Below are 21,266 nucleotides of genomic sequence, written 5' to 3'. Positions count from 1 at the left end.
GGCGCCTGGCAGCTTGCCGGTCAGGCCGGGTTAATAAGCCAGGATATAAACGACCCCGCGCCGGTTAACCGCGTGTTCTGCAGCCGTACAACGCACCCCGTCGGAGCAATGGTTCAACAGCTGGCTTTCCCCGAGGCCTTCAACCTGCAGGCGTTCCATGCGGATTCCCTCCCCGGTCAGGTAATCGGCAACCCGCTGGGCCCGGCGTTCTGTCAGCCACTGGTTGTATTTTTCAGGTCCCCTGGAGTCGGCGTGTGCCTGAATGCTAAACGTCAGCTCCGGGTTTCGCTTCATAAAGGCGGCGATGGCCTCCAGTTTTGCCTTGGCCTCTGCATCGAGGTAGGAAGAGTCGAAGGCGAATCGCAACCCGCCAATGGAATCCAATTCCCTCTTCAGGGCATCCTTACGGGCGGCCTCCGCCGCTTTCCGCGCCGCTTCTTCCCGCTGGGCTGCCAGCCTTTGTTCCTCCTGCTCCTGCAAAAGACGTGCCTGCTCAGCCGCCTCTTCGGCCTGCCGGATGGAATCCTGCCGGCGCTGCAGGGCAGCCAGTAATTCTTCCCGCATGGCAGCCTTTTCGGCCCCCTTCCGCGTTAACCCTTCTTCAATGCCAAAACGGTAGACCACCCCGGCAGCGTGCTGGATGTGGTTCGTCACGTTATCCGCAAGGCGCCATTTGCCGCTTGAGTTCAAGTCCACACCCCATTGTTTGGAGAGCCATAAGCGGAAACCCACCACGGCATTCACCGTGGCCCGTCCCTCGTTGCTGGCATCTGTATAGCCCAATCCCGCTCCCAAATAGGGATCGAAAAAACCCGTTTCGCCCACCAGGTGGTTCAGGTCGTAGCTGATTCGGGAATCCACGGCCCAATACGGGATATCCTCGGCGATGGTCTGCCCGTCGATGGTATTTCCGGCCTTGTACCGGTTATATGTGCCGATCAGTTCCAGGCCGATACCGCTTTTAAAATACCGTCCGAAGCTGACCCGTGACGGATAGGGTACCATGTTCCACTGGTTCTCTATGGTGGTAAAATTGTTGAATGCCTCCCCGGAGTCATCCACGATGTTGATGCCAACACCGGCCAGCCAGTAGCTGGTGACCATGCTGTCGCGGGCGGTAAGTTCCGGGATACTGTCCTGTGACCAGGCAGGTTGCAATGCGGCTGCAAATAAGAGGCTGAAAAAGCAAGTACGTAGTTTCATAATATGGGATTCAGGATACTACAAAACTATAAGGGGTTTCGCACAAGGCCGCGACCTTTCTTTAAATTACCGAATTAATCGATAAGATTCCCGGGTTTCCTGCGTTATGGAAAATGCAATAACCAGACAAGTTAAAAAGGTATCGGTCTGATGCAGGGTTTTTCGGTGAATGGAGATGCCTGCCGGATTTTGTACATTTGCCCCCGGGCAATCCTTTTTGAATTGTCGCGAAACTTCCTAAATGCCAGTTAATATGATCGATTCACACCCCCAAGTCTTAGAAGCCGCAATCGAAGCCGGCAAGGCGATCCTCAAAGTTTACAACGCCTCGGAAACAATCGAGGTGACCACCAAATCGGACGATTCCCCCCTGACGGCTGCCGACCAGGCATCCAACACGGTGATCAACTCCTATCTGAAGGATACGGGTATCCCGATTATCAGCGAGGAAAACAAGCAAACCGACTACGAGGAGCGAAAAAGCTGGGAAAAGTGCTGGATCGTGGATCCTTTGGACGGTACCAAAGAATTCATCAAGAAAAACGGGGAGTTCACCGTAAATATCGCGCTCTGTGAGAAGGGAAAACCTATCTTTGGGGTCATTTACGTACCGGTAACCCGCGAATTGTACTACGGGGACACCCGGGAGGGGAAATCATTCAAGACCGTGCTCGACCAAAACCACACGTTGCCCGAAAAACTGGGGGCCCCGGCAGACCGCATTGAGCCGGCCGCCGAGGACCCGGATACGCTGCGGGTAGTGGGAAGCCGGTCGCATATGAATGCCGAAACCGAAAACTATATCGCGTCGATGAAGGACAAATACCGGGACATCGAAATTGTATCCAAGGGCAGTTCGCTCAAATTCTGCCTGGTGGCGGAAGGGCTGGCGGATGTCTACCCGAGGTACGCCCCCACCATGGAATGGGATACGGCTGCCGGCAGCGCCATTGCGGAAGCTGCAGGCCTGAAGGTCATCGCCCAGGATACGGATGCCCCGCTGAAGTACAATAAGGAAAACCTCTTAAACCCGCATTTTCTGGTTTGCAAATAATGGCCACAGACAGCAGTTATAAGCGACATATCGCAAAGACGGTTACCTGGCGTGCTGTGGGCACGGTGGATACCATCATCATCTCCTGGATCATCACAGGAAACCCGTTTACGGGCCTGAAGATCGGTTTTACGGAGGTGATTACCAAGATGGTCCTCTACTACCTGCACGAACGCGTCTGGTTCCGGATCAGCATGCCGGAGAGTCGCAAACGCCACCTGCTGAAAACAGTTTCCTGGCGGATGATCGGCACCCTGGACACCATGCTGCTGGCCTGGCTGATTTCGGGCAACGCCCTTACCGGGGTCAAGATCGGCCTGGTGGAAGTTGTCACTAAGATGGCCCTGTATTACCTGCACGAGCGGGCCTGGTACAAAACAAACTACGGGCTGAACCGCCGGAGCAATAAGGAATTCAAATGAGTCAGAATATCGTCCCGCATACCTATAAGATTACCCGGAAGGAGCGCAGGGAGGCCAATGGCCACAATTCCCTGCTGATTTTCTTTACCGGGCTTTCCGGAAGCGGGAAATCCACCCTGGCCAACGGCCTGGAACAACGCCTCTTTGAAGAGGGTTACAAGACCTATGTCCTGGACGGGGACAATGTCCGGACCGGCATCAATAAAAACCTGGGTTTCAGCCCGGAGGACCGCTCGGAGAACATCCGGCGCATCGGGGAACTATCCAAACTCTTTGTAGACTCCGGGACGATTGTGCTGGCTGCCTTTGTAGCACCCTATACCGCCGACCGTCAGGCTATCCGCGAGCTGGTGGGCCCGGAAAATTACCTGGAGGTGTTCGTGAACACGAGCCTTGAGGTATGCGAGGAACGGGATGTCAAAGGGCTCTACGCCAAGGCCCGCAAAGGGGAAATCACCAACATGACCGGTATTTCAGCCCCGTACGAACCCCCGGAAAACCCGGATGTAGAAGTTACCCACGAGCTCGGGATCGAAGAATCCGTGGCTTATATATACGACACTATCAAAAACCAATTAAGACTCAAAAAATGAGTAAGTATTACCTGAATTACCTCGACGAACTCGAATCGGAGGCTATTTATGTGCTTCGGGAAGTCTGGGCCCAGTTCCAGAACCCGGTCATCCTCTTCTCGGGGGGAAAAGATTCCATCGTTGTCACCCACCTGGCCAAAAAGGCCTTTTATCCGGCCAAGATTCCCTTTGCCCTCATGCACGTGGATACCGGGCATAATTTTCCGGAAACCATCAAGTTCCGGGACGACCTGATTGAGTCCCTCGGGGTGCGCCTCATTGTGGGGTCCGTACAGGAGTCCATCGACCAGGGGCGGGTAGCCGAGGAAAAAGGCAAAAACGCCACGAGGAATGCCCTGCAAATCACCACGCTGCTCGACGCCATCGAATCCAACAAGGTGGATTGCGCCATCGGGGGCGGCCGCCGGGACGAAGAGAAGGCCCGTGCCAAGGAGCGGTTTTTCTCCCACCGGGACGATTTCGGCCAGTGGGACCCGAAAAACCAGCGCCCCGAACTCTGGAACCTCTTTAACGGAAAATACTTTGAGGGCGAGCACTTCAGGGTGTTCCCAATCAGTAACTGGACGGAGATGGATGTGTGGAACTACATCCTCCGCGAGAAAATCGAGATCCCGTCCCTGTACTTTGCCCACGAGCGGGAGGTGGTTCGGCGCAACAATTCCTGGATCCCGAATAGCGAATTCTTAAAGCTCGACGAGCGGGAGGAGATCGTAACCAAAAAGATCCGGTTCCGGACCCTCGGGGATATCACCATCACCGGCGGGATCGAATCCGATGCGGACAGCCTGGAGAAAATCGTTCAGGAAGTGTCCGCTATGCGCCAGACGGAGCGGGGCAACCGGGCCGACGACAAGCGTTCGGAAACCGCCATGGAGGACCGGAAGAAGCAAGGGTATTTTTAGAAATTCGAAACAGCAATCATGCAACTAGATAACAGTCAACTATTACGATTTACTACAGCCGGCAGTGTGGACGACGGGAAAAGCACCCTGATCGGTCGGCTTCTCTACGATTCGAAATCCATTTTTGAAGACCAGCTCGAGGCGGTGGAATCCACCAGCAAGCAGAAGGGGCACGAAGGCGTGGATCTCGCGCTCTTTACGGATGGCTTGCGGGACGAACGCGAGCAGGGGATTACCATCGATGTGGCCTACCGCTACTTCACCACCCCGAAACGGAAGTTTATTATCGCCGACACCCCCGGGCATATCCAGTATACCCGGAACATGGTTACGGGGGCCTCAACGGCGAATGCGGCCATTATCCTGGTAGATGCCCGCCACGGGGTCATCGAACAGACCAAACGGCATGCGTTTATCGCCTCCCTGCTGAACATCCCCCACGTCATTGTGTGTATCAACAAGATGGACCTGGTGGATTTCTCCGAAGAGGTGTATCATAAGATCACCGGCCAGTTCGAGGAATTCTCCTCCAAGATGCTCATCCCGGATATCCGATTTATCCCCATCAGCGCTTTATTGGGCGACAATGTGGTGAACCGTTCCGAAAACATGGACTGGTACCAGGGGGCTCCCCTGCTCCACACCCTGGAGACCATGCACATCAGCAGCGATATCAACAAGGTAGACTCGCGCTTCCCGGTGCAGACCGTACTCCGCCCCCAAAGCAAGGAATTCGTGGATTACCGCGGGTATGCGGGCCGTATTTCCAGCGGGATCTTCCGCAAAGGCGACCAGGTAGCCGTGCTGCCGTCTGGGTTTACCTCCCGGATCAGGAGCATCGACGGACCGGCCGGGGAACTCGAGGAGGCCTTTGCCCCTATGTCCGTTTCCATTACCCTGGAAGACGACATCGACATCAGCCGGGGCGACATGATTGTCCGCGCCAACAACCAGCCCGAGGCCGTACAGGACCTGGAAGTGATGCTGTGCTGGCTCAATGACAAGCCCGCACAACCGCGTGCCAAGTATACCATCATGCATACCTCCAATGAGCAGAAGGCCATGATCAAGGAGGTCATCTACAAGATCGACATCGAAACGCTGAACCGGAATGGCGATGACAGCGAATTGAAGATGAATGATATTTGCAAGGTGAAAATTCGCACCACCAAACCGCTCATGCAGGACCCCTACCGGGAGAACCGCTACACGGGCAGCATCATCCTGATCGACGACAACACGAACGAAACGGTGGCCGCGGGGATGATCGTCTAGGCTTGTCTAGACTTGCTTCAGCCGGCTTTTGTACGCCAAATCGTAGATTTCCTCGTACATGGGCAGGATATTGTGGATATCGAAGATGCAGGCCCGCTCGTAGGCTCGTTTTTTGAATGCCTGAAGGGTGGCGTCGTCTTTCAGGATCTTCAGCGTGTTCCGGATCATGTCCTCCGTGTCGCCCACATCACTCAGATAACCGGATACGCCGTGTTGGTTGAGCTCCGGGATTCCCCCTGCATTGCTTGATATCACGGCGGTTTTGGTGATCATCGCCTCCAGGGCAGCGAGTCCAAAGCTCTCTTTTTCCGACGGCAGCAGGAAGACATCCGAGAAACACAGGATGTGTTCCACCTCATTGCTGTTACCCAGGAAAAGGACTTTTTCCTCGATCCCGAGTTCCTCGGCCAGCAGTTCGGCCCCTTCCTTCTCAGGTCCTTCCCCCACCATGATCAGCTTGGCGGGTACCTGCTGCTGCACCTTGTGGAAAATTCTAACCACATCCTGTACGCGCTTGACTTTCCGGAAGTTGCTGACATGGGTGAGGATGTATTCGTCGTCCTTGGCCATCAGGCTCCGCTGGCAATCCTCCGGAGCCCGGTTGTATTTTGTCTTGTCGATAAAGTTCGGGATCACGTGGATTTCCCTGCGGATATCGAAAATCTCCAGGGTGTCCTCTTTGAGGCTCTGGGAAACCGAGGTGACGACATTGGACTGGTTGATGCTGAACTGAACCGCCGGCTTGTAGAACGGATGGTTGCCCAGCAGGGTGATATCCGTGCCGTGCAGCGTGGTGACCATCGGCACGTAAATCCCCTCGTCCTCGAGCATTTTTTTTGTCATATACCCCGCATAGGCATGGGGAATGGCGTAATGCACGTGGAGGAGTTCAATCCCGAACGACCGGATAGTTTCCACCAGTTTGCTGGACAGGGCCAGTTCATAGGGCTGGTAATGGAAGAGCGGGTATTCCGGGACGTGGACTTCGTGGAAATGGATATTGGGGCTGAGCAACTCCAGGCGAACCGGCTGGCTGTAGGTTACAAAATGGATTTCGTGACCCCTGCGGGCCAGTGCAATCCCTAGTTCGGTGGCTACAACGCCGCTTCCCCCAAAGGTGGGGTAACATACAATGGCGATCTTCATAGAAACAAAGCTACACCGAAAATCACTTCCTAATTGATAATGGAATCATAAATTGCCTGCTGGATCCGCGTGCGCAGGCCGGAACGCACCAGCAGCGTATTGGATGAAGACGGATAGGTTCGGTTGGAGAGGAAAACGTAGAGGATGCCGGTATCCGGGTCTGCCCAGGTATAGGTCCCGGTAAACCCGCTATGGCCGAAACTGCGGCGGGACACGCACCCGCAGGTAGGGCCTTTGTCCTCCAGTTGGGGTTTGTCGAAGCCCACCCCGCGACGGACGTCGTTATTGCAGAAATAGCATTTGTTGAACTTCTCCACAGTCCGTGCCTCCAGGAACCGGGTTCCCCCGTAATAGCCGCCCTGCAGGTACATCTGCATGATCTTGGCCACGTCGTTGGCATTGCTGAAGAGGCCGGCATGGCCCCCTACCCCGTCCTGCATGGCCGCCCCCATGTCGTGTACAAAGCCCTGCACTCTTTGGTAGCGGTAATAGTTGTCCTCCTCGGTAGGCACGATATCCGCTTTCTCAAATCGCTCCAGCGGGTTGTAAAGCGTATGGCTGGCCCCCAGGGGTCGAAAAAGGAATTCCCCGGCAATCGCGTCGAGCCGGCGACCATACTGTTCTTCGATGTACTTCTTAAAAACGTAGTAGGCTACATCGCTGTACCGGTATCGGTTGGATTTGAGTTCCTGACGCCCGATGCGGTTATAGATGGAATCCGTGTAGGCGTTCGTCAGGTAGAGGCTTTCGGCCACCTGGATGGAAAAACCCTCCTGGGGGGAATTCCGGTAGAAATCCCGGGAAGGCCGCCGTTGTTTGTCCAGGGTATCCAGATAAAAGGCGATCCAGGAAGGGAGCCGGCCGTAGTGGCTCAGGGCTTTCAGGACCGTCACATCCTCCAGTTCGGTATCCGCGTACTCCGGCAGGAGCTCCGAAAATGTTGCATTCAGCCGAATCTTCCCGGTTTCCTCCATTTCCATCAGGACAGGCAGGGTCCCCAGAATTTTGGTCAGGGAGGCCAGGTCGTACAGGTCGGTGAGTTGGACCTCCCGGTCCCCGTCGTAGGTATGCTTCCCGTATGCTTTGTGGAAAACCACCTGGCCATTGCGGGCCACCAACACCTGCGCCCCCGGGAACATGAGGGAGTCCAGGCCGTGCTGCATCAGGGTATCCACCCGGGCAAGGCGCGTCCGGTCAAATCCCTCCCGTTCCGGGAGACTGTACCCCAGGCGCCCCAGGGCAGGCAGGTCCAAACCGCTGCCTGCGGGGAATTCGGGATGTGCGGTCACGGGTAGCCTCCCGCGGGCCGGGAATACCCCAAAGAGCAATTCCGCAGCCGTTTCCTGGGTAATTTTGCTGTTCTGATAGGCCATCACCAGGCCGTCCACTCCGTCATAATCCGGGACATCCCCCAGCATATAGGGGCGGGAGAAGAAGACGGCAATCGAATTCGAAGTCCTCAGGTTCCCGATCTCCTGGATCCGCCGGACATCTTCCGGCGAGAGCTCGTGTTTTTTCCACGGGGATTCGTTGGACTTGTGTACGCCCAGAATCACCAGGTTGTAATCCGCAAGCCGGGTTTTCATATCTTCCAGGCTGGTCCCGCCTACCTCGTCGATATCGGCATACAGGCGCATCCGTTCCAAAAACGGCTCGTGCGGGGCCTCGCCGATTTTTACGTAGGCTATTTTCTTGTTCTCCAGGTTGCGCATGCCCAAAATGGACACCTGGTTTTTGAGCACCGTCAGGGCCGACTCCATCGCTTGTTCATACGCCAGGTCGTCCTCGGGGGTATTTAGTTCCTCCACGAGGCCGTCCACATCCACGGGCTGCAGATTGTGAAGGCCTGCCTTGTATTTGGCCATCAGGATCCGGCGCACGGATTCCCCGAGGCGTTCCTCTGTGATAATCCCCGTGCGGTAGGCTTCCAGGAAGGCCGCGTGGTCTGCTTCCAGGTTTTCTGGCAGCAGGAGCATATCATTCCCCGCCAGGAAGGCTGCAAGGGACGTGTTGACAACCCCTTCATAGCCCGTAACCCCCTTCATGTTCAGGGCATCGGTGAAGACGAGGCCCTCAAAGCCCATTTCATCGCGGAGTAGCCCCCGGATAACCTCCCCGGAAAGCGAGGTGGGTAATTCCTGAGACCCTGTGAGTGACGGCACATTCAGGTGGGCGACCATTACGGAACTCAGGCCTTTGGCAATAAGCGGCTCATACGGGGACATCTCGATACTGTCCAGGCGTTGCCGGTTGTATGGGAGCTGCGGGAGGGCCTTGTGGGAATCTACCGCCGTATCCCCGTGTCCGGGGAAATGCTTCCCGCTGGTGAGGATTCCCGCCCGGTGCATCCCCTGCATCAGGTATCCCGCCTGCCGGGCCACGCGGGCCGGATCCTCCCCGAAGGACCGGTTCCCGATAATCGGGTTGGCCGGGTTTGTGTTGATATCGGCAACTGGCGCAAAATTGATATGCACCCCCAGGCGGGCAGCATGTTGGCCAATCCGGTACCCGATGCGTTCAATAACGGCCGAATCCCGGATCGCGCCCAGGGTGGTATTCCACGGGAAGGCGTAGGTGGAGTCCAGGCGCATGGCGAGCCCCCATTCGGCATCCATGGCCACCAGCAACGGCGTTCGCGATGCCTCCTGGAACGCATTGGTCATCCGGGCCTGGCGCACGGGGCCCCCAAGGCTGAAGATTACCCCGCCCAGGTGGTAGTTGGAAATCCATTCCGTTACCCGCTCTTGTACTGCCGGGCCCTGGGAAGAAGCCACCATGACCATAAACAGCTGGCCGATGCGCTCCTCCGGGCTCATCGCCTCATACGTAGCTTCCACCCACTGGGCCTGGGCCGTGCTGTCCGCCGTGACCAGGGGATGGTACTGTGCATGTGTCTTGGAAATAAATAACAGGAAAAAGAGAAAAATTACTCCTTTTGATCGCATACTCACTATCCTCTTTGGTACTAACTCCCGGGCGGTTGAATTATTGCGTCTCGGTCCCGCCCGCCGGGCCGCCGGGTCAGAAAAACCGGCTGTGCCAGCTTTCGGAGGCAGGCACTTCCCAGTCGTTTTCAAATTCGCGCTTGTTGGTCACCAGGTTGTTGAATACCACCGTTTTTCCGGAAACGGCTTTGTCTTTGGCCATTTTGCGAAAATCGGCCAGGGGCTTGTACGCCAAATACTCCCCCTGCCGGTAGGTGACATTCATCCGGTCCAGCAGCGCAATCTCATATTTTTCTTCAAGGCTCTGGATAAACCGCACGGAGGCGTCGATGGAACAACCCGAAGCGGCATTCACGTCCTGGTCCAGGCCAATGACCACAAATCGGTTATACGGCAACTGGCACCCGGCCCTCAGGTCGGCCCCGTGCGCGGTCCATTCCTTCAGAAACGTTTCGAGCTCGGCGCGGAACGTCACGGCTTCTTCATCCGTCAGGGGCCGGTTGGCCTGGTAAACCCAGACCCTCGCTTCTTCGGGCAACTCCTCAAATGGCACTAACATAATCGCTGCAATTTTTTGATGCTACTTCATTCGGTTTCTCAACTACAGGTCCGCGGCCTGGTCCAGTAATTCGGCCAGGTCCAGCACCTTCATCTCTTTTTCCTTCTCCTTCCCCTTGACCCCGTCCGTAAGCATCGTATTGCAAAACGGGCAGGCGGCGGCAACCACTTCCGGTTGGGTTTCGATGGCCTGCTCGGTCCGCTCGATATTCACGTCCTTGTCCCCTTTTTCGGGCTCTTTGAACATCTGGGCGCCCCCGGCGCCGCAGCAGAGGCCTTTTTGTTTGCAACTGCGCATCTCCACAAGCTCCGCGTCCAGCTTGCGGATGAGTTCCCTGGGGGCCTCGTAAATGCCGTTGGCCCGGCCGAGGTAACAGGGGTCGTGGTAGGTGATCCGCTTTCCCCGGAAGGTCCCGCCTTCCAGCGTAAGCCGCCCGGAATCGAGCAATTCCTGCAGGAACTTCGTGTGGTGGATTACTTTGTAGGAGCCGCCCAGCCCCGGGTATTCGTTCTTCAGCGTGTTAAAACAATGCGGGCAGGTGGTGACAATGGTCTCCACCCCATACCCGTTAAGGACCTGGATATTCATCGCGGCCTGCATCTGGAACAGGAATTCGTTCCCGGCGCGCTTGGCCGGGTCGCCGGTACACCCCTCTTCCGTACCGAGGACCGCAAAGGCGACATCCGCTTTTTGCAACAAACGTACAAAGGCCCTGGTGATCTTTTTGGCCCGGTCGTCAAAACTCCCGGCGCAACCCACCCAGAAAAGCACCTCCGGTTTTTTTCCGGCGGCTGTCATCTCGGCCAGGGTCGGAATACCCTTTTCCCCGTCCTTTTCCTTCTTGTCGGTACTGTTCTCCATGCTCGTTATTCCATTTCCGCCGGTGAGATTTTATCCCCGGTCGGTTGCTTTATTCGTCCTTCCAATTCAGCCGGTCCATCTGGTTAAATGGCCAGGGGGCACCGTTGTTTTCGATATTCCCCATCATGACATTCAGCTCCTGGGGGGCCGCCGACTGTTCCATGACCAGATAGCGCCGCATATCCATGATAATCGACAACGGATCGATGCTCACCGGGCAGGCTTCCACACAGGCATTGCAGGTGGTGCAGGCCCAGAGTTCTTCCCGGGTGATATAGTCGTCCAGCAATTGCCGGCCGTCCGGTTCCCAGGTACCGTTGTTCGCTTCGATCTTCCGGCCAACTTCCTCCAGGCGGTCGCGGGTGTCCATCATAATCTTCCGGGGCGAGAGTTTCTTACCCGTTTGATTGGCGGGGCACTCCGAGGTGCACCTTCCGCACTCCGTGCAGGTGTAGGCGTTAAGCAGCTGTATCCGGCTGAGGTCCATGACATCGGAAGCCCCGAATTTAGCCGGGGGTTCGGCGTCGTCAAGCGGGGCAGCATAGGGGTCTGCCTCCGGGTCCATCATCAGGGCCACTTCTTTTTGTACAGATTCCAGGTTGTTAAAGGCACCCTGGGGTTTTACCCTTCCCCAATAAGTGTTCGGGAAGGCCAGCAGGATATGCAGGTGCTTGGAATAATAGAGGTAATTCAGGAAAAACAGGATGCCGAGTATATGCAGCCACCAGGCCGTTCGTTCCACGGCAATCAGCGTACTTTCCGTCCACCCGGACATCCACCCCGCCAACAGGGAGCTCACCGGGTAAGCGCCCGCTTCCACGTAGTGGTCTGCCCCCAGCTGTTGCAGGGAATAGTCGGCCGCGTTCATCGTCAGGAACAGGACCATCAGGATCGCCTCAATGTAGAGGATCCAGTCTGCATCCCGTTTTGGCCAGCCCTTCATTTCAGGTTTCCAGAATCGCTGCAAGCGCAGGGCGTTCCGCCTTAGCCAGAAGACGATCACCGCCACCAGGACCAGTAGCGCCAGTATTTCGAATGTGGCTATCAACACGTCGTAAACGGGGCCCAGGAATGCAAATATGCGGTGCGTCCCGAAAATCCCGTCGATGATAATCTCGAGCACTTCGATGTTGATAATGATAAAGCCCAGGTAGACGATCACGTGCAGCAACCCGGCTACGGGACGAACCACCATCTTCTGTTGGCCCAGGGCAATACGGGCCATATTTCCGAATCGTTCCGCCCGGGTACCATCGGCAGCCACCTCCCGTCCCAGCCGGATATTGCGCGTCAGTCGCCGGATATTGCGCGCAAAAAACCCGATTCCGACGGCAAGGGCCAGAACAAACAGGATGTTGGGGAGGTATTGCATTATTCGGGTTGCTGATTCTCAGCCGGATCGTCTTCCGGCAACGTGTATTCCTTCTGTTTTTTTCCGAAGACCGAAACGTTCACATACCGTTTGGGGTTCAGGCGGAAGTCCTGGAGCAGCAGGTCGAGTTCCCGGGAAGCCTCCGAGAGGTTCTCATAGAGCGCTTCGTCTTTCATGAGCCGCCCCATCGTTCCTTCCCCGCTTTCAATTCGGGCGATAACCGCACTGAGGTTCGTTAGGGTCTCCTGTAGTTGCTCCACCGTCTCTCCCAGCCCGGCGTTGGCAAGCGTATCCGAAACACCTGCGAGGTTGGCCGAAATGCGGCCAAAATTGTCGATGGTACTGTCCAGTTGCGACTGGTTCCGGCCGAGTAGCTCGTTGATGCCGTCCGCCGTCTTCTGGAAACTGCTGACCAGTTCGTTGAGTCCTTCGATACCCTGGCGGAGGTTTGCCTTGGTGGCATCGTCCAGTACCTGGTTGAAGTTGATCAGCAGGGAGTCTGCATTGGAAACGGCCCCCTCCACCTTCATTTGCAGGGGGGTGAGCTTTTGCTGCACCAGCTCGGTGAGGCCCGGGCGTATGCTGGACGGGAGCGTGTCCCCGCTTTTTGCCATGGGTGCCCCGTCGAATACGGGTTGGATCTGGATGCCCTTCCCTCCGATAATTCCCGTATCGAACAACTCGGCCTGGCTGTTTCGGGAAAAATCAAAATTCTTGTTCACGCTGAATGTCACCAGCAGTTTCCCGGAATTGTCCTTGAACCGGATGTCGTTGACGGTTCCCACCGTGTACCCGTTGATGCTGACCGATGTACCGGTCTGCAACCCGCCCACATGGTCGTAGACCACATAGAAAGTCTTACTGTCGTCAAAAAGCGGGGTGGATTTGAGGTAGGAGAAGCCTAAGATGAATAACAGGATGCCGCCGACTACGATGATTCCTGTTTTAATTTCCCTGGAGAGTTTCAATAGCGCTGTGTTGGGTTCCTAACAAAATTAGAAATAATTTTTGGATAGGGGTGTTCAATCCCGCAGCAGTGCAAGCGCTTCCGGAACCGGGATGCGTTCCCCGTCCCTGTACGCCACGATATAGGCCGAGGGATATCCCCGTTGCCAGGCTATGGACTGCAATTTTTCCGCATCCGAATAGGACCGGGTATTCCCGTAAAGCACCCGGTAAATCTTTTCGTGGCGCTCCTTGGAGAGCCCCGGCAGACCGTTGAAATTATTCGGGTTCAGGTCCGGGTCCCGGCTGACGGCCACCAACTGCACCTTGAAATTGATATTGAGTGCCTCGGCCCGGTCTTTGGCTGTTGCCGCCTTGCCCGGGGCGGGTTCCCCGCCGGCTGGCTCCACATTTTGCACCGGGGTCTTTTCCTCAGAGGCGTTCCCGTTTCCATCCATAGGCAGGCCTGTGGTTTGCGAATCGGCAACCGGGTCTTTATCCGCTTTCTCTTCCTCCGGGTCCGTTTTCCCACCCTCCGGGGATACGGTTGGTGCGGGTTTCAATCCGGAATCAGCAGGTTTGGATGTTGGGGTCGGCTGTTTGGAAGATGCGGTGGAGGTTTCCGCGGGTAGCCCGGTTCCCGGGAGGACCGGGTTGGGCTCGGTTCCCAGGCTTTCCCGGTAGGCCAGGATGGCATCGGCAATGGCGCGGCCCATCTCCTGCTGCCCTTTCGGGGAATTCAAATAGCGGCCCTCGTCTTTGTTGGTCAAAAACCCGGTTTCCACCAAGACGCTGGGCATAAAAGTCTGGTGGAGCACGATAAACCCGGCCTGTTTCACCTTCCGGTCGTTTCGCTTCAGGTCTTCGGTAAACCGGTCCTGCATCAGTTTGCCTAGCAGGATGCTCTGGTCCAGAAATTCCTCCTGCATGATGGTCAGGCCAATCACGGACTCCGGGGAATTGATATCGTATTCCGCGTATCGCGTCTCGTAATTGTCCTCCAGGTAGATAACCGAGTTTTCCTTTTTGGCTATTTCGAAATTCTGCTCATTGGCATGCAGCCCCAAAACAAACGTTCCGGCCCCATGGGCATTTGAGGTATGGGAGTCGCAATGCACGGAGACAAACAGATCGGCCTTGGCCTTGTTGGCAATCTCCCCGCGTACGTAGAGATCTACAAAACTGTCGTCCTTCCGCGTGTAGATAACTTCCGTGTTGGGCTCCTTTTCCAGGGCCTTCCCCACCTCCAGCACGATGTTCAGCGCGATATTCTTCTCCAGGTAGCCATTGCCGAGGTTGCCCGGGTCGTGGCCGCCGTGCCCGGCATCCAGGACAACGGTAAACGGATCCGGCACCCCGGCCCTGCCGGGGGGTGCCTGTGCGGTTAGAGCGGTGGAAAACAACCACAGGACGCCCAGCTCAACGATCCTTCGCATCGCCCTGTTTCTCGAGTATGTATCCAATTTCAAGCGGGTTAAATTTGTTCTAATTTGCACGATCCAGCGGGAAAAATATGTAAGTTTGACCACTGATTCCGTTGCCGACCCGTACAAAAATAGGACTTATCAACTTGCAATCAAATAGACAACTGTTTCTTTTACTGGGTCTCATGGTATTGGTCCCGGGGATTTTTTGGGCGCAGGAAGACATCGCCCGGCCCCTTCCGATCAAGCCGCTTGGCGATACGCTGGCTGCCCCGCAGGTGCTGCGCGGCCTGCCGGGGGCGGAGGTGCCGCAAGACTCTGCCCAGGCGGCTGCCCCGGCCACTGGGGGCACGATCATGGACCAGATAAAATACACCGCCAAGGATTACGTGCGTATTAGCAGGCAGGAACAGAAAATCTACCTCTACAACGAAGCGGAAATCTACTACCAGGATACGGAGCTCAAGGCGGGGATTATCGTGCTGGATTATGTGCGCAACGAGGTCTACGCGGGCAGGATGAAGGATTCCCTGGGGAACTATTCCCAACTCCCCTTCTTTAAACAGGGCGACCAGGAGGTCATCCCGGATTCGATCCGCTTTAATTTCGACACGGAAAAGGCCATTATCTGGAATTCCCGGACCGAGCAGCAGGCGGGGCTCGGCCAGCTGGGGAGCGATGCGATGAAGGTATATGCGGAGCGGACCAAGAAGGAGAACGATTCGGTGTACTTCCTGAGCGAGGGAAAGCTGACCACCTCCAAGGATACCATCGACCCGGACTATTATATCCGGGTGCGCAAGGCCAAATTCGTCCCCAAGAAAAAGGTGATTGCAGGTTTCAGCAACCTGTATATCGTGGACGTCCCCACCCCCATCGCCCTGCCCTTTGCCTATTTTCCGCTCACTACGGGCCGGACGGCGGGGATCATGATGCCGACCTTCGGGAACGACCCGGACCGGGGCTATTTCCTCCAGAATGGCGGGTACTACCTGCCCATCAGCGACTATGTGGACCTGACCCTTACCGGCGACCTGTACACCAACGGGAGTTACGGATTCCGGACCCAGTCCGTCTATTCCAAACGCTACCGGTTCCGGGGGAACGTGAATTTCCGGTACGAAAACCTGGTGCGGAGCCAGAAGGGATTTGACGATTATTCCCGGTCCACGATCTACAATATCCAGATCAGTCACGCCCAGGATGCGAAAGCGAACCCGAATTCCCGTTTCTCCGCCTCGGTGAATCTGGGGAGCAGCCAGTATTACCGGAATTCGCTGTTGCAGCAAAACCTGCCGAACACCCAGGTAAACGACCTGTCTTCCTCCATTTCCTATTCCAAGACCTTCCCGGCCTACCCGTCCGTGAACGTCAGCCTGACGGCCACGCATAACCAGAATACGAATACCGATGCCGTGAGCGTAACCCTCCCGACGCTCCAGGCGAGTATGGAGCGGATCTTCCCCTTTGCCCCCCGGGAAGGGGTTAAGAAAGGGGTCTTCCAGAATATCAACTTCCAGTACGACCTGAATGCCCGAAACAGCATACAAACCACCACCGAGGATTTTCTGACAGGCCGCATGTTCGACGACGCCCAGATGGGGGCCCGCCACCGGATCCCGATCGCCACCAACTTCAAGGTGGCCAAATTCTTCAGCGTCAGCCTGGGGGGAACCTATGAAGATGTCTGGACCTGGCAAACCCTGGACCAGGTATACAACCCGGAAACGGAAACCATTGAACGGGATACGATTCAGGGGTTTGACCGCTTCAACCAGTACAGCCTAAGCGCAAGTGTCGGGACGACGCTCTACGGGCAGTTTAATTTTGGGGAGGATCGGAAAATCCAGGCCATCCGCCATGTGGTTCGGCCCACGGTCAGCTACGGCTGGGCGCCGTCCTTTGACCAATACTACGAGGAAGAGGTGAACCAGTCCACCGGAGATGCGCTCTTCTTTACACGGTTCCAGAATTCCCTCTACGGTTCCCCGCGGCAGGGGCAGTCGAATTCCATGTCTTTTTCCCTGGCCAACACTGTGGAGGCCAAGGTCCGCGACCGGGATTCCACGGCCACCGAACCCAAGAAGATCATGCTGCTCAACAGCCTGAATTTCAGCACCAGTTATAATTTTGAGGCCGATTCCCTGAAGCTGAGTCCGATTAGCATGACCGGGGGGACGAACCTGTTCGACAACAAGGTGTCTGTCAACTTCGGGGCCAGCCTGGATCCCTACGCCATCGACAACACCGGAGCCCGAATAGACAAGCTCAACATCAACAACGGGGGCGGGCTGTTCAGGCTCACCAACGCGCGCCTGAACCTGACGTATAAACTCAGCAGTAAGGATTTTCAGGATAAGGATACCGAGATTGACCCGGACGACCCCTACGACGGGGACACCTATGTGGCAGCCAGCGGCGGGCGGACCGACGATTTGTTCGGCAGGGCCAACGATTTGAACGCCACCGCCTTTGACAACCGGGATCCGGACGACATCGAAAACCCGGCCTGGGCCTCGAAAATCCCCTGGAACGTGAACCTGTCGTACGCCATGAATTATTCGAACACCAACCGGAACGGGCAGCTCACCAACCACGTGCTCATGTTTAACGGAAACGTCACCCTGGCCCCGCGCTGGGATGTAAGCGTGACTTCCTCCTACGATTTCGTACGGAACGGCTTCGGGCTTACCCGCCTTGGATTTGCCCGCGATTTGAAGAGTTTTAAACTGACCTTTGACTGGACGCCCTTTGGCTCCCTGGAACGCTGGTATTTCTTTATCGGCATCAAGGCGAGTATCCTGAGCGACCTGAAGTGGGAGAACCGGAGCCAACGCTCCAATTTCAATTAAATCCGGACAGGCGCGTATAAATCAGGACAACCTCGTAACGAATTCGCATAATCACCCAAGAACTTAAATTATGAAGAAAATCATCCAGACCGACAAGGCACCAGCCCCCATAGGCCCTTACAACCAGGCCGTCTGGGCGGGGAATACCCTCTATGTGTCCGGGCAGATTGCCCTGGACCCCGCCACCGGGAAATTAATAGACGAAAGTATCGAGGCGGAAACCGAACAGGTGATGCAGAACCTGTCGGCCGTTCTCCGGGAGGCCGGCCTCGGGTTCGGCGATGTGGTCAAGGCGTCCATCTTTGTGAAGGACATGCACCAGTTTGCCCGGATCAATGCCGTCTACGGAAATTTTTTCGATGCAGACACTGCCCCGGCCAGGGAAACCGTGGAGGTAGCCAACCTGCCGAAATTTGTCAATGTGGAGATTTCGGTGATTGCTGTGCGCAGCTAGCAAGCTGCTCGATTTGAAGATTTGCCGATTTGAAAATTTGAAAATTAGGGAACTTGGCAATTTGTTAATTGGTCAATTTGTCAATTTGCCAATGCGGGGATTTGCCAATGCGGGAGTTTCGCAATTGGAAATTAGTATCCCGGGGCTAAAAGAAACCGGATTTTGAATAGCGTTTATCAACACTTTGCCTCGCTTCAAGACCTGCGCGCAAAGCCTCTGGAATAGCTGCCTCCCCCAATTTCCAAATTGGCAAATTTTCAAATTTTCAAATTCACTAAATCGTCTCCTTGTGGAATTCCACCAGGCCCTCGATGGGCCGCTGGCGGATTTGCCCGAGGACCAGGTCATTCCGCTCAACAACTGCCTTGAGTTCTTCCTGTAAATAGTAGGCGATACTCCCCACAAAATGCACGGGGACCTTTGTCGCCAGTTCAAACTGCATCACGTGGTTGTTGATGAACTGCTGGAACCCCTTGTCAATTACCCCCTTGCAATACGGGTGTTCCTTATGCTCCACGATAAACCGGGCAAAGGTTGCCAGGTAGGTGTTCGGGTTCGGCTTCTTGTAGAGGTTTTCCTTGATCACGTCCGCGTCCAGGTTATATTCCTTTTCAAAGAGGTGTGCCAAATCCTGGGGCATCTTGTGGTAGTAGAAATCCCTAACCAGCTTGCGCCCGAAAAAATTCCCGCTGCCGTCGTCCATCAGGATGTACCCGAGGGAAGTCACCTTTTGAAACAATTGATGGCCGTCGTAATAACTGCAATTGGAACCGGTCCCCAGGATACAGACTATCCCCTGGTGACCCACCTTGGTGGTGGAATATATGGCGGCATAGGTATCCTCCTTAACCACCACCTTGGCCTTCGGGAAGAATTCCCCGAAAATTTCCCTGAGAAAGCGCCGCATGCGTTCCGTACCGCAGCCCGCCCCATAAAAATAGAGGCGGGTTACCTTATGGGAATTTTTGGCCAGCTCAAAGTTATTTGCCAGGCGTTCCTCAATGACCTCCTTGGACAGGACTTCCGGGCTGAGCCCGAGGGTCTGCGTCATAAAAAGCTGGTCGCCCTGGCTGTCCATGGCAATCCAGTCGGCCTTGGTGGCCCCGCTATCGGTGATAAGTACCATGGGCGATACTTACAGGTTGTGCACGTGGAGCGCGAGGTCGACGAGTTTGTTGGAATAGCCCGCCTCGTTGTCGTACCAGGAAACCACCTTGAAAAACTTGCTGTTGAGCTCGATGCCCGCGTCCGCATCAAAGATGCTTGTCCGGGTATCCCCGACAAAGTCCTGGGAAACCACGAGTTCTTCCGTGTAACCCAGGATTCCTTTTAAGGGGCCTTCAGAAGCGGTTTTCATCGCCTGCTTGACCTCCTCGTAGGAAGTGTCCTTTTCGAGCTTCACGGTAAGGTCTACCACGGAGACATCTGCAGTGGGAACCCGGAAGGCCATCCCGGTAAGCTTCCCTTCCAGGGCCGGGATTACCTTGGTAACCGCCTTGGCAGCCCCGGTAGCAGCCGGGATGATATTCAGCATGGCGCTGCGCCCGCCCCGGTAGTCCTTCTTGGAAGGCCCGTCGACGGTGAGCTGGGTGGCCGTGGTGGCATGGACGGTGGTCATCAACCCTTCGGCAATACCGAAACTGTCGTTGAGGACTTTGGCGATCGGCGCCAGGCAGTTGGTCGTACAACTCGCATTGGAGACGATTTTATCGGAAGCCTTGGCGTCCTGGTGGTTGACACCCATTACGAACATCGGGGCATCCTTGGAGGGCGCTGAGATCACGACCTTCTTCGCCCCGCCATCCAGGTGTTTCTGGGCCATATCCAGGGTGGTGAAAATCCCGGTGCATTCCGCGACGATATCCGCTCCCACTTCGTCCCATTTCAGGTTGGCGGGATCCCGCTCTGCGGTGACGCGGATGGTTTTCCCGTTGACGACCAGATTGCCGTCTTTAACGGCGATGGTGCCGTTGAACCGCCCGTGTACCGAGTCGTACTCCAGCAGGTAGGCCAGATGCTCCACATCCAGCAGATCGTTGATCGCAACGACGTCTACGTTGTCGCGCTCCACCGTAGCCCTGAAGACCAGGCGGCCAATTCTTCCAAATCCGTTAATTCCTATTCGCAATGATGCCATGATAGTATGTTTTAATGTTTATATAGTCATTATATCGGAAACGCGTACGAGTTCCCGGTCTATTTTGGTATGCCCTTTGATCGCCTCGGCAATCGGGGTCAGTACAATTTCGTTGTCGATGATTCCCACCATCAGGTTGGTCTTCCCGGCGATGAGGGCCTCAACGGCTTTTACCCCCATCCGGCTCGCCAACACGCGGTCAAAGGCACTTGGTGGCCCGCCCCGCTGCATATGGCCCAGAACCGAAACCCGGACATCGTAAATGGGCAGGTGCTCCTCTACGTACTCCTTGAGTTCAAAGACGTTTTTACCGGTCTTATCCCCTTCCGCCACTACGACGATACTCGAGGACTTGCCGGTTTTCTTGCTGCGCCTGAGGGATTCCAGCAGGCGGTCCAGCCCCAGGTTTTCCTCTGGGATCAATATTTCCTCGGCACCGGCCGCTACCCCCGCATTGAGCGCAATATGGCCGACATCCCGGCCCATGACCTCCACAAAAAACAATCGGTTGTGGGAGCTGGCCGTATCCCGGATCTTGTCGATGGCGTCCACCACGGTATTGAGGGCCGTGTCAAAGCCCAGCGTATACCGGGTACCGAAGATATCGTTGTCGATGGTCCCGGGGATACCGATCACCGGGAAATCGTATTCCTTATTGAATATGGTGGCCCCGGTAAAACTGCCGTCCCCCCCGATGACCACAAACCCGCTGATTCCGGCCTGGACCAGTTGCTCGTGGGCTTTTTTTCTCCCTTCCGGGGTCTTGAAGTCCTCGCACCGGGCCGATTTGAGGATGGTTCCTCCCTTATTGATGATGTTATTGACGCTCCGGGCATTCATTGCCACGAAGTCTCCCTCAATCATCCCCTGGTAACCGCGGTAGATGGCCATACATTCCACATTCATGTAGGCGCAGGTCCGGACCACCGAACGGATGGCGGCATTCATGCCCGGGGAGTCTCCTCCCGAGGTGAGCACCGCAATCTTGTGCATTGGTTTGTTCATGGGAAAAATTCGAATTGCAAAATTAACAAACTTCTCCCAAATTAAAGAACGTACAGCGGCCAGATTTAGGAATCCGTCAGGACGAAAACGTTTTCGTAACGAATTTAACAATAACAT

General features: G+C 55.8%; 18 protein-coding genes. 7 read left to right on the top strand and 11 right to left on the bottom strand.

What is annotated here, in order from left to right; all coding sequences use genetic code 11:
- Positions 1 to 30 precede the first annotated feature (30 nt).
- Positions 31 to 1,203, bottom strand: a complete 1,173-nt coding sequence (locus tag AC3DKS_RS00985; RefSeq protein WP_148214337.1) for an OmpA family protein — start codon at positions 1,201 to 1,203, stop codon at positions 31 to 33.
- Positions 1,204 to 1,456: 253 nt separating this feature from the next.
- Between AC3DKS_RS00985 and cysQ the strand changes: the two genes are divergently transcribed.
- From cysQ to AC3DKS_RS00960, 5 genes are read left to right on the top strand one after another with little or no spacing between them, the layout of a single operon-like run.
- Positions 1,457 to 2,257, top strand: a complete 801-nt coding sequence (gene cysQ, locus AC3DKS_RS00980) for a 3'(2'),5'-bisphosphate nucleotidase CysQ (protein ID WP_015754626.1) — start codon at positions 1,457 to 1,459, stop codon at positions 2,255 to 2,257.
- Positions 2,257 to 2,679, top strand: coding sequence for a DUF2061 domain-containing protein (locus AC3DKS_RS00975; RefSeq protein WP_015754625.1), 423 nt, complete (start codon positions 2,257 to 2,259; stop codon positions 2,677 to 2,679). Before cysQ ends, AC3DKS_RS00975 begins: the two co-directional genes overlap by 1 nt.
- Entirely contained in the window at positions 2,676 to 3,272 is a 597-nt protein-coding gene (cysC, locus tag AC3DKS_RS00970) for an adenylyl-sulfate kinase (RefSeq protein WP_015754624.1), read from the top strand. The genes AC3DKS_RS00975 and cysC overlap by 4 nt, the downstream gene beginning before the upstream one ends.
- Positions 3,269 to 4,174, top strand: a complete 906-nt coding sequence (gene cysD / locus AC3DKS_RS00965) for a sulfate adenylyltransferase subunit CysD (RefSeq protein ID WP_015754623.1) — start codon at positions 3,269 to 3,271, stop codon at positions 4,172 to 4,174. Before cysC ends, cysD begins: the two co-directional genes overlap by 4 nt.
- Before the next feature lie 18 nt (positions 4,175 to 4,192).
- A complete protein-coding gene (locus AC3DKS_RS00960) occupies positions 4,193 to 5,449 on the top strand; it encodes a sulfate adenylyltransferase subunit 1 (RefSeq protein WP_041327171.1) in 1,257 nt (418 codons plus the stop codon).
- Positions 5,450 to 5,455: 6 nt separating this feature from the next.
- Here the strand turns inward: AC3DKS_RS00960 and bshA are convergent, their stop codons facing one another.
- From bshA to AC3DKS_RS00925, 7 genes are all read right to left on the bottom strand, one after another.
- Positions 5,456 to 6,595 (bottom strand): N-acetyl-alpha-D-glucosaminyl L-malate synthase BshA, encoded by a 1,140-nt coding sequence (bshA, locus tag AC3DKS_RS00955; protein ID WP_015754621.1) that lies wholly within the window; start codon positions 6,593 to 6,595, stop codon positions 5,456 to 5,458.
- 29 nt (positions 6,596 to 6,624) lie between these two features.
- A complete protein-coding gene (locus AC3DKS_RS00950) occupies positions 6,625 to 9,540 on the bottom strand; it encodes a serine hydrolase domain-containing protein (RefSeq protein ID WP_272607162.1) in 2,916 nt (971 codons plus the stop codon).
- A 76-nt stretch (positions 9,541 to 9,616) separates the two neighbouring features.
- Positions 9,617 to 10,099: an ABC transporter ATPase gene (locus AC3DKS_RS00945; protein WP_272607161.1), complete on the bottom strand. Its 483-nt coding sequence runs from the start codon at positions 10,097 to 10,099 to the stop codon at positions 9,617 to 9,619.
- Between the two features lie 42 nt (positions 10,100 to 10,141).
- Entirely contained in the window at positions 10,142 to 10,960 is an 819-nt protein-coding gene (locus AC3DKS_RS00940) for a (Fe-S)-binding protein (protein ID WP_272607160.1), read from the bottom strand.
- 49 nt (positions 10,961 to 11,009) lie between these two features.
- Positions 11,010 to 12,332 (bottom strand): 4Fe-4S dicluster domain-containing protein, encoded by a 1,323-nt coding sequence (locus tag AC3DKS_RS00935; RefSeq protein ID WP_015754617.1) that lies wholly within the window; start codon positions 12,330 to 12,332, stop codon positions 11,010 to 11,012.
- Entirely contained in the window at positions 12,332 to 13,300 is a 969-nt protein-coding gene (locus AC3DKS_RS00930; RefSeq protein ID WP_015754616.1) for an MlaD family protein, read from the bottom strand. Before AC3DKS_RS00930 ends, AC3DKS_RS00935 begins: the two co-directional genes overlap by 1 nt.
- Positions 13,301 to 13,354: 54 nt before the next feature.
- The gene (locus AC3DKS_RS00925) at positions 13,355 to 14,713 is read right to left on the bottom strand and encodes an N-acetylmuramoyl-L-alanine amidase (RefSeq protein ID WP_272607159.1); all 1,359 of its coding nucleotides are present in this window, start codon (positions 14,711 to 14,713) and stop codon (positions 13,355 to 13,357) included.
- Between the two features lie 173 nt (positions 14,714 to 14,886).
- Here AC3DKS_RS00925 and AC3DKS_RS00920 point away from each other — a divergent pair, with 173 nt between their 5' ends.
- Both AC3DKS_RS00920 and AC3DKS_RS00915 read left to right on the top strand, forming a co-directional pair.
- Positions 14,887 to 17,553: a putative LPS assembly protein LptD gene (locus AC3DKS_RS00920; protein ID WP_272607158.1), complete on the top strand. Its 2,667-nt coding sequence runs from the start codon at positions 14,887 to 14,889 to the stop codon at positions 17,551 to 17,553.
- Between the two features lie 70 nt (positions 17,554 to 17,623).
- Complete coding sequence (locus AC3DKS_RS00915) at positions 17,624 to 18,007, top strand: RidA family protein (protein WP_015754613.1); 384 nt, start codon at positions 17,624 to 17,626, stop codon at positions 18,005 to 18,007.
- Between the two features lie 274 nt (positions 18,008 to 18,281).
- Here the strand turns inward: AC3DKS_RS00915 and AC3DKS_RS00910 are convergent, their stop codons facing one another.
- From AC3DKS_RS00910 to pfkA, 3 genes are read right to left on the bottom strand one after another with little or no spacing between them, the layout of a single operon-like run.
- Complete coding sequence (locus AC3DKS_RS00910) at positions 18,282 to 19,133, bottom strand: hypothetical protein (protein ID WP_015754612.1); 852 nt, start codon at positions 19,131 to 19,133, stop codon at positions 18,282 to 18,284.
- A gap of 9 nt (positions 19,134 to 19,142) precedes the next feature.
- Positions 19,143 to 20,144 carry a type I glyceraldehyde-3-phosphate dehydrogenase gene (gene gap, locus AC3DKS_RS00905; protein WP_041327170.1) on the bottom strand — a complete coding sequence of 334 codons (1,002 nt, stop codon included), beginning with the start codon at positions 20,142 to 20,144 and terminating at the stop codon, positions 19,143 to 19,145.
- 18 nt (positions 20,145 to 20,162) lie between these two features.
- A complete protein-coding gene (gene pfkA / locus AC3DKS_RS00900; protein ID WP_041327169.1) occupies positions 20,163 to 21,149 on the bottom strand; it encodes a 6-phosphofructokinase in 987 nt (328 codons plus the stop codon).
- Positions 21,150 to 21,266: the final 117 nt, after the last annotated feature.

The organism is Robiginitalea sp. (genome assembly GCF_982776155.1).
This window is presented reverse-complemented; position numbering and strand designations above follow the sequence as displayed.

Excerpts from the sequence above, each read along its gene's own strand:
- AC3DKS_RS00985 (WP_148214337.1), bottom strand. The coding sequence starts at position 1,203 with ATGAAACTACGTACTTGCTTTTTCAGCCTCTTATTTGCAGCCGCATTG.
- cysQ (WP_015754626.1), top strand. The coding sequence starts at position 1,457 with ATGATCGATTCACACCCCCAAGTCTTAGAAGCCGCAATCGAAGCCGGC.
- AC3DKS_RS00975 (WP_015754625.1), top strand. The coding sequence starts at position 2,257 with ATGGCCACAGACAGCAGTTATAAGCGACATATCGCAAAGACGGTTACC.
- cysC (WP_015754624.1), top strand. The coding sequence starts at position 2,676 with ATGAGTCAGAATATCGTCCCGCATACCTATAAGATTACCCGGAAGGAG.
- cysD (WP_015754623.1), top strand. The coding sequence starts at position 3,269 with ATGAGTAAGTATTACCTGAATTACCTCGACGAACTCGAATCGGAGGCT.
- AC3DKS_RS00960 (WP_041327171.1), top strand. The coding sequence starts at position 4,193 with ATGCAACTAGATAACAGTCAACTATTACGATTTACTACAGCCGGCAGT.
- bshA (WP_015754621.1), bottom strand. The coding sequence starts at position 6,595 with ATGAAGATCGCCATTGTATGTTACCCCACCTTTGGGGGAAGCGGCGTT.
- AC3DKS_RS00950 (WP_272607162.1), bottom strand. The coding sequence starts at position 9,540 with ATGCGATCAAAAGGAGTAATTTTTCTCTTTTTCCTGTTATTTATTTCC.
- AC3DKS_RS00945 (WP_272607161.1), bottom strand. The coding sequence starts at position 10,099 with ATGTTAGTGCCATTTGAGGAGTTGCCCGAAGAAGCGAGGGTCTGGGTT.
- AC3DKS_RS00940 (WP_272607160.1), bottom strand. The coding sequence starts at position 10,960 with ATGGAGAACAGTACCGACAAGAAGGAAAAGGACGGGGAAAAGGGTATT.
- AC3DKS_RS00935 (WP_015754617.1), bottom strand. The coding sequence starts at position 12,332 with ATGCAATACCTCCCCAACATCCTGTTTGTTCTGGCCCTTGCCGTCGGA.
- AC3DKS_RS00925 (WP_272607159.1), bottom strand. The coding sequence starts at position 14,713 with ATGCGAAGGATCGTTGAGCTGGGCGTCCTGTGGTTGTTTTCCACCGCT.
- AC3DKS_RS00920 (WP_272607158.1), top strand. The coding sequence starts at position 14,887 with ATGGTATTGGTCCCGGGGATTTTTTGGGCGCAGGAAGACATCGCCCGG.
- AC3DKS_RS00915 (WP_015754613.1), top strand. The coding sequence starts at position 17,624 with ATGAAGAAAATCATCCAGACCGACAAGGCACCAGCCCCCATAGGCCCT.
- AC3DKS_RS00910 (WP_015754612.1), bottom strand. The coding sequence starts at position 19,133 with ATGGTACTTATCACCGATAGCGGGGCCACCAAGGCCGACTGGATTGCC.
- gap (WP_041327170.1), bottom strand. The coding sequence starts at position 20,144 with ATGGCATCATTGCGAATAGGAATTAACGGATTTGGAAGAATTGGCCGC.
- pfkA (WP_041327169.1), bottom strand. The coding sequence starts at position 21,149 with ATGAACAAACCAATGCACAAGATTGCGGTGCTCACCTCGGGAGGAGAC.